The sequence below is a fragment of the Deltaproteobacteria bacterium genome, assembly GCA_016219225.1.
In the GTDB taxonomy this organism is placed as follows: domain Bacteria; phylum Desulfobacterota; class RBG-13-43-22; order RBG-13-43-22; family RBG-13-43-22; genus RBG-13-43-22.
Genome location: JACRBX010000348.1, coordinates 1 through 9,643 on the forward strand (window position 1 = coordinate 1; position 9,643 = coordinate 9,643).

Annotated in this window: 14 protein-coding genes and 1 pseudogene; 4 read left to right on the top strand and 11 right to left on the bottom strand. The window is 48.8% G+C overall.

Annotated elements, in window-relative coordinates:
- Together HY879_27910 and HY879_27915 are read left to right on the top strand one after the other, a co-directional pair.
- A partial coding sequence (locus tag HY879_27910) for a thiamine pyrophosphate-binding protein (GenBank protein ID MBI5607176.1) occupies window positions 1–489 on the top strand: 489 nt, incomplete at its 5' end.
- A gap of 157 nt (window positions 490–646) precedes the next feature.
- Window positions 647–1,948: an MFS transporter gene (locus tag HY879_27915; protein MBI5607177.1), complete on the top strand. Its 1,302-nt coding sequence runs from the start codon at window positions 647–649 to the stop codon at window positions 1,946–1,948.
- Window positions 1,949–2,027: 79 nt separating this feature from the next.
- Here the strand turns inward: HY879_27915 and HY879_27920 are convergent, their stop codons facing one another.
- The 11 genes and pseudogenes from HY879_27920 to HY879_27970 all read right to left on the bottom strand — a co-directional run bounded on the left by HY879_27920 (window position 2,028) and on the right by HY879_27970 (window position 8,535).
- Window positions 2,028–2,369: a hypothetical protein gene (locus HY879_27920; protein ID MBI5607178.1), complete on the bottom strand. Its 342-nt coding sequence runs from the start codon at window positions 2,367–2,369 to the stop codon at window positions 2,028–2,030.
- Window positions 2,370–2,385: 16 nt separating this feature from the next.
- Window positions 2,386–2,679, bottom strand: coding sequence for a helix-turn-helix domain-containing protein (locus tag HY879_27925; protein ID MBI5607179.1), 294 nt, complete (start codon window positions 2,677–2,679; stop codon window positions 2,386–2,388).
- A complete protein-coding gene (locus tag HY879_27930) occupies window positions 2,676–2,990 on the bottom strand; it encodes a type II toxin-antitoxin system RelE/ParE family toxin (GenBank protein MBI5607180.1) in 315 nt (104 codons plus the stop codon). The genes HY879_27925 and HY879_27930 overlap by 4 nt, the downstream gene beginning before the upstream one ends.
- A 129-nt stretch (window positions 2,991–3,119) precedes the next feature.
- Window positions 3,120–3,860 carry an HAD hydrolase-like protein gene (locus HY879_27935; protein ID MBI5607181.1) on the bottom strand — a complete coding sequence of 247 codons (741 nt, stop codon included), beginning with the start codon at window positions 3,858–3,860 and terminating at the stop codon, window positions 3,120–3,122.
- 31 nt (window positions 3,861–3,891) lie between these two features.
- The gene (locus HY879_27940; GenBank protein MBI5607182.1) at window positions 3,892–4,164 is read right to left on the bottom strand and encodes a DUF2442 domain-containing protein; all 273 of its coding nucleotides are present in this window, start codon (window positions 4,162–4,164) and stop codon (window positions 3,892–3,894) included.
- Between the two features lie 4 nt (window positions 4,165–4,168).
- Window positions 4,169–4,426 (bottom strand): DUF4160 domain-containing protein, encoded by a 258-nt coding sequence (locus HY879_27945; GenBank protein MBI5607183.1) that lies wholly within the window; start codon window positions 4,424–4,426, stop codon window positions 4,169–4,171.
- 170 nt (window positions 4,427–4,596) lie between these two features.
- Window positions 4,597–5,592 (bottom strand): transposase, encoded by a 996-nt coding sequence (locus tag HY879_27950; protein ID MBI5607184.1) that lies wholly within the window; start codon window positions 5,590–5,592, stop codon window positions 4,597–4,599.
- A gap of 116 nt (window positions 5,593–5,708) precedes the next feature.
- Window positions 5,709–6,260: a pyridoxamine 5'-phosphate oxidase family protein gene (locus HY879_27955; GenBank protein ID MBI5607185.1), complete on the bottom strand. Its 552-nt coding sequence runs from the start codon at window positions 6,258–6,260 to the stop codon at window positions 5,709–5,711.
- 107 nt (window positions 6,261–6,367) lie between these two features.
- A pseudogene (locus HY879_27960) lies at window positions 6,368–6,751 on the bottom strand (VOC family protein).
- Window positions 6,752–6,906: 155 nt separating this feature from the next.
- A complete protein-coding gene (locus HY879_27965; protein ID MBI5607186.1) occupies window positions 6,907–8,103 on the bottom strand; it encodes an aspartate aminotransferase family protein in 1,197 nt (398 codons plus the stop codon).
- Window positions 8,104–8,157: 54 nt separating this feature from the next.
- Window positions 8,158–8,535, bottom strand: coding sequence for a cupin domain-containing protein (locus tag HY879_27970; protein MBI5607187.1), 378 nt, complete (start codon window positions 8,533–8,535; stop codon window positions 8,158–8,160).
- Window positions 8,536–8,847: 312 nt separating this feature from the next.
- Here HY879_27970 and HY879_27975 point away from each other — a divergent pair, with 312 nt between their 5' ends.
- Complete coding sequence (locus HY879_27975) at window positions 8,848–9,480, top strand: MBL fold metallo-hydrolase (GenBank protein ID MBI5607188.1); 633 nt, start codon at window positions 8,848–8,850, stop codon at window positions 9,478–9,480.
- A gap of 9 nt (window positions 9,481–9,489) precedes the next feature.
- Window positions 9,490–9,643, top strand: a 154-nt coding sequence (locus tag HY879_27980; protein ID MBI5607189.1) for a hypothetical protein, incomplete at its 3' end; no start/stop codon positions are given.

Below are 9,643 nucleotides of genomic sequence, written 5' to 3' on the forward strand. Positions count from 1 at the left end.
GGCATGACCCGGACGATTCGGCAATCCGGCCATTATCTGGATTCCGGTCTTTACGGCTGTCTGGGTGTGGGGCTCCCCTATGCCAATGCCGCCAAGTTTCTTCATCCCCGAAAACGGGTCTGCCTGATAACCGGCGACGGCTCGGTAGGCTTCAATTTTATGGAGTTTGAAACCGCTATACGCAAAAATCTGCCCATCGTAGTGGTGATCAGCAATGATCTGGGCTGGGGGATGATCCGCCACAGTCAGGAACTGAAAATAGGCCATGCCATTCCGATAGGAACCTACATCGGCCGGGTTGATTACCATAAAATGGTCGAGGCCCTGGGAGGCAAAGGGATGCTGGTGGAAAAGCCGGAAGATATCCGACCGGCCCTGGAAGAGGCTTTTGCCTCGGGGCAGACAACCTGCATCAACGTTCTGACCGATCCAACGACCATCAGTCCGGGCAGTGTAGCCCTGGCTAATCTGGGGGGATATAAGGCATAAAAGAGAGGCGCGAGGCACAAGGCGCAAGCTGCAAGGTAAAAATGACGTGTTTGAGATCTTTTGAGGTCATTCCGGTAAAAGTCGAATCCAACTGCCTTTTGCCTTAAACCCTGCGCCTTGTGCCTTGCGCCTGGCGCCTTCTTTTTGAGGAGAGATTATGTCAAACAGCAACGGTCCATCTGACGGCTACTTGCTTTCCAAAGCCAATTCCTATTACATCTTTTCCCTCCTCTTTCTTTTGTATATGTTCGACTATATCGATCGCATGGTGGTGGTTTCGCTCTTTCCTTATTTACAAAAGGATTGGGGGCTGACCGATACCCAATGCGGTCTGCTGGTTTCCACGGTTTACTGGTCCATTGTCCTTTTTTCTTTTCCGGTTTCGATAATCATTGACCGCTGGAGCCGAAAAAAAAGCATCGGTATCATGGCGGTCTTGTGGAGTATCGCCACCGCCTCCTGCGCCTTTGCCAATAACTTCACCCATCTCTTTATCGCCCGCTCGGCCATAGGGCTCGGTGAAGCCGGTTATGCCCCCGGGGGAACGGCTATGATTTCGGCCTTGTTCCCCGAAAAAAAACGGGCCATGCTGGTCGGCCTCTGGAATATTTCCATACCGCTGGGCAGTGCCATAGGCGTAGCCCTGGGCGGTTATATTGCCGCCCGTTACGGCTGGAGACAGGCTTTCGGATTGGTGGCCTTACCGGGTCTGATTATCGCTTTACTTTTCTTTTTCGTCCGGGATTATAAAACCGTAGAATTGGTTAAATCTCAAGATACCGGCACCGATGGCCCGGCCCCCCTCAGGCTGGGGACTATGGATATTATCCGGGAATTTTCCCGGACCCCTTCCCTTCTTCTAACCTATGTCGGCTTTGCCGGAAACACCTTCTTAACGACCTCCCTCTTAAGCTGGCTGCCGACCTACCTCCACCGCTTCGAAAATCTCCCCATGGAAAAGGCCTCGGTTAAAGGCAGTCTGGTCCTGCTCATGGCCATCATCGGGTCCCCGCTTGGCGGCTATCTGGCCGATAAATGGCTCAAAAAAAGGGGCAATGCCCGTTTGCTGTTCGGTGCCCTTTCCTCCACGGTCACGGCCCTTATTTTTATTTTGGCTTTTGGTTTGTTTTCCGGGAAGATTCAATACGGTCTGTTTCTGATGGGAGGGGTTACGGCCATTGCTTTTGCCTCCTCGGCCATTGCCGTGACTCAGGATGTGGTTCATCCGGGATTGCGGGCTGTTTCTTACAGTATTTGTGTCATCGCCATGAATTTATTGGGCAGTTCCCTGGGACCTATTGTTACGGGATTTTTCTCAGATCAATATAATATTAGAACAGCCCTTTTGATCGTTTCCTTTTTCCCCTTATTAGCCGGCCTCTTTTTTTACCTTGGTTCTTTCTTCTATGAAAAGGACCTGGCCAAAGTGGAAAAAATACCGGTACGTCTGGAAAGCTGATCGGGATGTGGGACAGGTGCAGCCTTCTCGGATCTTTCCCGATATTCCTCCGCGTCAGGTGCAGCCTCTTATTCGGTGGTCATCCGATTTTTATCAGGTTCTTATCCCTGAGTATCTTCTCCATTTGATCTCCGTTCTCTACGGTAAAACCGATGTTGACCCCTTGGCTTCTAAGAGTGGCAAAGAAGATTCTGTCTCGTTTCGGTCGCTTGTAGTCCTGGGGAAACCAGGTCTTGAAGTTTCCCGTTCCATGTAGCCTCCACTTCCCGTTCCACAGCGTCGGGGGCTCAACCGTGATCCGTTCAATGTCGGCCAAAAGCACGACCTTTCTTCCCCCGATGGGAAAGTAGTAGTGTTCGAAAAGGATACGGTCTTCGGTGAGCACAACGAGGCTGTCTGAGTACAGAACGCCTGTTTTCATTCCGCTTGTTGGCCTTCTATTCGGCATGCAAAGCATCAAGGACTGCATTGGGATCCCTTGATGCGATTCGCAACAATGCCTTAGCCGGGCCTTCCGGTTTTCTTCTGCCCTGCTCCCAATTCTGTAAAGTACGGACACTAACTCCAATCATCAGTGCGAAATCATTTTGAGAAACATTAAGTTTTTCTCGTACATTCTTGATTTCAGGAGGCTTGATTTCGTACACACGGCTTGGCGCCTTGCGCCCAGCCTTAATCTCCCCGGCTTCCTTAATGCTGGCAACCAGCTTATCAAAATGCTCACTTTTCATGATAATAACTCCTTGACCATTCCACGGAGCAGCTTGATCTGATCCGGCGTTAAATCTTCTTGTTCAGTCTTTCCGTATGGAAAGAGCATAAAAATGTTGTCAGGTGGATTCCAGTAGTAAATGACTCGTAATGCCCCCCTTTTTCCTGTACCAGGAAGATTCCATCGAATTTTCCGTAAACCTCCACTTCCCCTAATCAAATTTCCGGCATCTGGCCGGAGCATTAATGCAGACTGGAGCATCCGATAATTATCGTATGATATCAACCAGATAATTTCCTTAGTAAAAATGGATGTCTCGATGAAAATCATAATTTAACTATACGCCATTGGCGTATTTTGTCAAGCTTTACATTCCTATTTCTCCGGCTAACAAGTCTTGTCATACGTTTTTTCGTAAAGCCACCTTTTTGCCCTCAAAAAACGCAATATAGACCATTTTTAGGGGGTAAAGCTTTCAATACCTTTCATCATATCAAATAGTTCTCGTGGCCCGACCCCGTCAGCGTGCCCGTCAGCGTCTTTCGGTGGCCGTTTATTTTGAAGAAAAGACGCCATCTCAGACGGAGACTCAAAAATAAAATCCGGTCCCGCTTCATCAATTTCATCTCGGGTTCCATAACCATATGTCACGGTTGCGGTCATGGTTCCGTTTCTTCTCCCTCCAATAACATCATGCAATCGGTCTCCCACAATAAGTGACGACCTGGGATCGAGAGCCCAGGTTTTTAGAATGTAGGACACAAGGTCACCTTTATCAGATAAGCGACCATCTGTCTCGCTGCCATGGATTCCATGGAAAAACTGGGTCAGGCTGAAATGGTCGAGAATCCGAGTGGCAAACACTGTCGGTTTGGAAGTAGCCAGGTACACCTGATAACCGGATGAACGAATTTGCTGAAGAGCTGGGATGATGCCCGGATAAACAAAGTTTTCGTATACCCCAATTTCCGAGAATCTTTCCCTGTAATGGAGCAATGCCAAATCCAATAAACCCTTGTCGGTGCTTTTCAGTAGATAGGCGAAGGAATCTCTCAAGGGTGGGCCAATGCACCATAAAAGATCATCAGCCGGCGGTGCTTCCATCCCAAGCCGTTCAAGGGAGAATTGAATGCAACGGGTTATCCCTTCTTTTGGATCGGTTAAAGTACCGTCTAAATCAAAAAGTACGTTGGAAATCATGGCGTTTTACTTTTTTACCGAACAATGAAACTCAGCGTCTGGCGGCCTTTTGCCAGTCCACTGGAGTTTGTTGTTGGCTGATTTTTTCCCAAAGAAATTCAGGAGCAAAGTCAGCGCCATTTTCCCAGGAAATCGTATTGTAGCGAACAGAAAATTGAGTAAAATAGGCTTTGTCTTTAAGAGGCTCAAAAATTGGGCCATCAAGTTCATTAGAAAGATCGATTTCGCCCGAAAGGCCATCATTAAATCTTAGCCAGACTTTGTAGTCATTGACGTATTTGGCTTCTATTACATGTGGTATCATAAAGTTACTCCAATGGATCAATTTGGTTAAGGGGCAGTTTCATTGATGCAAGGTCCCAATCCTTCAATAATTCTTCTTTATGCAACATACTCCACTCCAGGACAATGTTCAATGCCCTTCTTGGGAAGCGCCCAGAGACAATTCCTGATTCTATTTCTATGGTCACCTCAAAGTCGCCATATTCAGCGTGAAAATGAGGAGGGGTATGCTCCTTGTAATACATATAGATAGCAATACCGAGGAAGAAGCTTATACGTGGCATAATATATCCCTTTTATCTCCAACTGATCGTGCGGTTTACCATTCATGGGAAAAGGAGGACGAGGGGGACGAGGACGAGGGGGACGTTAGGAGGACGAAGGGGACGTTCGTGCAGAGTCGGAGGACGAAGGGGACGTTCGTGCAGAGTGTGCTTAGAGGAAACCCATCCGCTCAACCATAACGTTCTTTTAAATCTGACAACTTTCCCCCCGATGAAACCGCCCGAGTAACGCACGAATTCGTTACTCCAAGATACCGGGCGATCTCCGCCCCGGAAAATCCCCAAAGTTGCACTCCGACTTGGGACAACTCCCCGCGTGCTTTTACCACTGCCGGCCTCCGACTTCCCGACCGTATCTCCTCCAAAGTCACTTGGTTAAGGTCACAAATTTTTTGCGCCAAAACCGACAAATCCTTTATGGGACGCAGAAGTCGTAAATTCTCTTTAGCAAACTCATCCATCTCGGATAAAACCCCTTGGACGAAATCCCCGTCTCCCAGTATTCTCGCGTCGGCTTCCTGTTTCGCCCCCTGCCCCCTCAAGGCCAAAACCGCTGACCATCCCCCTAAGCTTCTTATGAGCCCACCTCCAACCAGTTCGGGCCTCCGTCCAAGAGAAATGCCTTCCCGGATAAACTCCAAGTACTTCTTTATCCCTTTCCGGCCCTCTCCAAAAAAGGACAAGACATATTCCGTATCCTGCCATTCTCTTTTCGTTTTCCCAATCAAAGCGATATGCCCTGACCAGGGAGATCGATTCAGCTCTTGCAGATCCTTCACTAAACCCGCCCGCAGTAAATTCAAGTGAATATAGCGAACCAGCTCCCTTAAATAAATTTCTTCCTGACAAACGATTGATTTATAACGATTCTGGAACAAATGTCCCTGCCTTTTATGACGCCGATTAAAATTGACCACGTATCCGGTCAACAATTTCCGCATGCTCGAGGCTAAAGGTCTATTTTGGGTTTTACAGAGGAGATGGAAATGATTAGGAAGGAGAGCCCAGGCATAAATTTTCATGGCCTGATTACTGGCAAGGTCAGCCAGCCGGGAAACGAAATCTTCGCGATCTTCATCGCTTAAGAATATTTTCCGCTTTTCGATCCCCCGTCCCATGACATGGTGCAAAACCCCCGGGGCGTCTAATCTGGCTAATCTGGGCATAGCTTTTTACTACCTGATTGTTCTTAAATTGTCAAGCAATCTCTGCACGAACGTCCCCTTTTACAATCAGCGTCTAATCCACTTCCCTGTCCTTCCCACTTCGAACTTTTACCCTATTAGTGCTGTCTTCCTTGTAACTCCCTATTTTTACGTATTCCTCTTTTGCCTGTCATGTGCTCGATTTCGATCTTGATTAATTTTGTCTTTTTCAATGATTGTTCGATATATTTGATTCCTTCCTCTTTATACTGGTTGTACTCATTTACATTTAAGAACTTTTTCAAAAAGGCAACTAGTCCATCCATTTTTTCTCTATCAATAACCTCTTTGGCTTTTCCGAAGATAATAACACTGTTAAAATTTGTGTCGAAGCCATTAAATCTTAAGCCAAATTCATTAATATCCTCAGGTATCAGAGGAACGACCCAAACATCTGTCACGATATTAAAAGACACATTAGAGCAATTGTCGATGTTATCGAGTTTGTGCCCAACTGTGGCACAATGAAAATAGATATTTCCATTGTGAAAAACATAATTTACAGAAACTGCATATGGGTATCCATCAGCACCCATTGTGGCAAGTGTTCCATATTCTGCTTTTGTTAATATATCCTGGCATTCTTCAATAGTTAATTGTTTTTCTTTTCTTCTAATTTCCCTGAACATGAATTTGTCTCCTTCCAATATAGCAATTGCATAAGTCGCTATCAGCCCAACGCAAAGCTCAGCCGAGGAAGGCTCCGTAGCGGTCTGATGTCGGCTGGAGCGTAGTGTTATTCGCTTTCATAATTCGAGACCTCGATAAGATTTCCGTCCGGATCACGGAAGTAAACGGAAGTAATTGCCTCCATTGCCCCGGTTCGCTGAACAGGACCTTCCAGTAATTCAACACCGTTCACACCGAGATGCTGGATCATCTCCGAAACGGGTACCGCCGTGATAAAACACAGATCAGCGGACCCCGGAGTAGGTTTCTTCGCTTTTGGTTCGAATTCTTACCCGTACTGATGCAGATTGATCTTCTGTGCGCCTAACGATTGTGCCTTTCTACCACCACCAAAGGTCGTAACTCGCATTCCGAGCACCTGAGCATAGAATGCACAAGTTGCATTGATGTCCTTAACCGTCAGAACAATGTGGTCGATTGCTTCAATCATGGGTGTGGTCAGTTTCTTTCGCATAGGTTATTTTAAAGTTTTCTGTATAACTTCTTTTAAGAAGTCCTCCTTAGAGCCCATCTTTTCCGCTCCCCCAGTTCCGCCTCCCAGGTCCTTGGGTTTACTTTTAATACCGATGGGTATACAAAAAAGTATCAGAATATCTTTTCGATAGCCTTTTGGATTATGGACAACCCTTCTTCCATCTCCCGGTCTTTGATATTTAAGGCCGGAAAGATCCGGATCATGGTGCCCTGAGTTTGTCGGATAAAAAGGCCGTCGGCCAAACAGGCTTCGCTGATCCGGGTGGCCGTCTCTTCATTGCAGAACTCAATGGCCAAAAGCAGACCCTTACCACGGACATCAATGATCCCCTCCGGATAGTCCCGTTTCCACTCGGACAGCCGCCTCAGGGCCAGATGGCCCATGGCCTCCACATGGCCGGAGATATTGTCATTGAGCAGGGTTTGAATCACCCCGCAGGCGACGGCGCAGCCGAGAGGGTTGCCGCAATAAGTCCCCCCATGGTCACCCGGTTCCAGACGCCCGGCAACCACCTCCGTCATGGCAAAGGCCCCGAAGGGGAAACCGCCGGCAATACCTTTGGCCATGGTCAAAAAGTCCGCTTCCACCCCTAAATGCCCGACGACAAACATAGGGCCGCAACGGCAAAAGCCGGTCTGAACCTCGTCGATAATGAGCAGACTGCCGTTCTGCTTGCACAACCGGCCGACCTCTTTGAGATAATTTTCCGAGGGAACCTGGACCCCTCCCTCCCCCTGGATAGGTTCCAGAATAACGGCCGCCACATTATTATCAAGGACCTGCTCCACGGCCGTTAAGTCGTCAAAAGAGATAAATCGATAGTTCGGCATCAAGGGATTGAACTTCTCCCGGTGTTTGGCCTGTCCGGTGGCTGAGGCCGTGCTGATGGTCCGTCCATGAAAACTCTGATGGGTGGAGACCACATCCATTCTTCCGGTCGCTTTACGGGCCAGTTTAATGGCCGCATCGTTGGCCTCGGCCCCGCTGTTGGAAAAGAAAATCCGCGTCAGATTGGGGGGCAATATCCGGCGCATCAAAGATAACAGGCGGGCTCGCACCGGCGAATAGGTCAGTCCGGAATTCGGATTCTGGATAATTTTCTTACTTTGTTCCTGGAGGACCTGGGTGATAACCGGGTGGGCATGGCCCAGACAGGTGACCCCCCACCCGGCCGTGAAATCCAGATATCTGTTTCCCTCCTCGTCCCAGACATAGACCCCTTCCCCCCGTTCGATGGATACGGGAATCTTTTTAAAAAAGGGCGGCGTGCATTGATCTTCGATTTCGATGGTCTTTCGGGTGGTCATAGGTGATCCTCGATTCTCATTTCATTTTAGGATTGCCGCTGGGGGAGGCCTCCTTTAATCTCCCGCGATGAAGGTGAGCGTATCCTGCCTATTCGGCACCAGGCATAGAAATCTGAAGGCAACATCCCCGACGGTCCGGTACCAGTGGGGCACCCCGGCCGGAATGAAAACAACATCATCCTGTTTCACTGCATGCACTTTATCTCCCACCCCGATCTCGGCCCGGCCTTCCAATATATACTGTTCATGCTCCACCAGATTGGTATGATTGGCTATTCGGCTGCCGGGTTCAACGGTAAAACATCTCATGGCGAAATTCGGGGCCTTATCCGGACCGATCAGGACCTGAATAAAGATACCGGGACCGGCTTCAACGACCTTCTTCGGCACACTCTCCAGGGGTACCACAAATGCCTCCTGCTGTTCTTCCATCTTCTGTTCCTCCTTTTTCAATCAATAGAGCTACTATAGTCACCTTTCACAGGGGCGTCAAAAAAAAATTACGATGCTTGGTAGTGTCCGGACACTACCCCGATGCTTTTTCCCCTTGACCCCTCATGGGACTTGTTTTATATTCTTTAAAAAGCAAAGTCTTATCAAATAATTATCTTTTTAAAAAAGGAGGAACGGACTATGACCGCCAGAGGGGTAACTCTTATTTGTTCCATCTTGCTGATTGGACTTAGTTTGATCGGAAACGCCTGGGCTTCGCCGAAACAACCCGGAGAGATGGATCTCAAAAAAATGACCTCCGGCCTCCGTTGGCTGGGCCATGACAGCTTCCGTATCGAGGCCGATGGCCTGATGATTTATATCGATCCCTTTCAGATCAAGGAAGGTCCCAAGGCCGACCTGATCTTTATTACCCATGATCACGGGGATCATTGCTCTCCGGAAGACGTTGCCAAGATCCAAAAGACCGAAACCATCATTATTACCGTGGCCCAGGCTGCGGCTAAGCTCTCCGGCCAGATCAAAATCATCAAACCAGGGGATGCCTTAACGATCAAAGGTATTCCCATTAAGGCCATTCCGGCCTATAATATCAATAAATTCCGTAGTCCGGGGGTCCCCTTCCATCCCAGGGAATCCGGATACGTGGGTTTTATTATAACCGTTAAGGGGCTCCGCATCTATCATGCCGGCGATACGGACTTCATCCCGGAAATGAAGGGGTTGTCGCCGGATGTGGCCCTGCTGCCGGTAAGCGGAATCTACGTCATGACCGCCGAGGAAGCGGTGGAGGCCGCCGGGGCCATTAATCCCAAATTAGCCATTCCCATGCATGTGGGCGGACCGGTGGGTTCACCCGGGATGGCCGATCGCTTTAAGGAAAAGGCCACCGTGCCGTCCCTGATCCTTCCCCTGGAACGTTAAGGAAACCCCATGAATCATTCTCCAAAGTCAACTATTAACGGCCAAAGTCTCCTGGCCCTGGATATCGGCGGAGGGACCCAGGATCTCCTGGTCTGGGACGAAGGGCAGCCCATGGAAAATGCTCTGCAGTGCGTCCTGCCTTCGCCCACGGTTATGGTGGCCC

Excerpts from the sequence above, each read along its gene's own strand:
- HY879_27970 (MBI5607187.1), bottom strand. The coding sequence starts at position 8,535 with ATGGAAGAACAGCAGGAGGCATTTGTGGTACCCCTGGAGAGTGTGCCG.
- HY879_27935 (MBI5607181.1), bottom strand. The coding sequence starts at position 3,860 with ATGATTTCCAACGTACTTTTTGATTTAGACGGTACTTTAACCGATCCA.
- HY879_27975 (MBI5607188.1), top strand. The coding sequence starts at position 8,848 with ATGACCTCCGGCCTCCGTTGGCTGGGCCATGACAGCTTCCGTATCGAG.
- HY879_27945 (MBI5607183.1), bottom strand. The coding sequence starts at position 4,426 with ATGCCACGTATAAGCTTCTTCCTCGGTATTGCTATCTATATGTATTAC.
- HY879_27930 (MBI5607180.1), bottom strand. The coding sequence starts at position 2,990 with ATGATTTTCATCGAGACATCCATTTTTACTAAGGAAATTATCTGGTTG.
- HY879_27950 (MBI5607184.1), bottom strand. The coding sequence starts at position 5,592 with ATGCCCAGATTAGCCAGATTAGACGCCCCGGGGGTTTTGCACCATGTC.
- HY879_27955 (MBI5607185.1), bottom strand. The coding sequence starts at position 6,260 with ATGTTCAGGGAAATTAGAAGAAAAGAAAAACAATTAACTATTGAAGAA.
- HY879_27925 (MBI5607179.1), bottom strand. The coding sequence starts at position 2,679 with ATGAAAAGTGAGCATTTTGATAAGCTGGTTGCCAGCATTAAGGAAGCC.
- HY879_27940 (MBI5607182.1), bottom strand. The coding sequence starts at position 4,164 with ATGATACCACATGTAATAGAAGCCAAATACGTCAATGACTACAAAGTC.
- HY879_27920 (MBI5607178.1), bottom strand. The coding sequence starts at position 2,369 with ATGAAAACAGGCGTTCTGTACTCAGACAGCCTCGTTGTGCTCACCGAA.
- HY879_27915 (MBI5607177.1), top strand. The coding sequence starts at position 647 with ATGTCAAACAGCAACGGTCCATCTGACGGCTACTTGCTTTCCAAAGCC.
- HY879_27965 (MBI5607186.1), bottom strand. The coding sequence starts at position 8,103 with ATGACCACCCGAAAGACCATCGAAATCGAAGATCAATGCACGCCGCCC.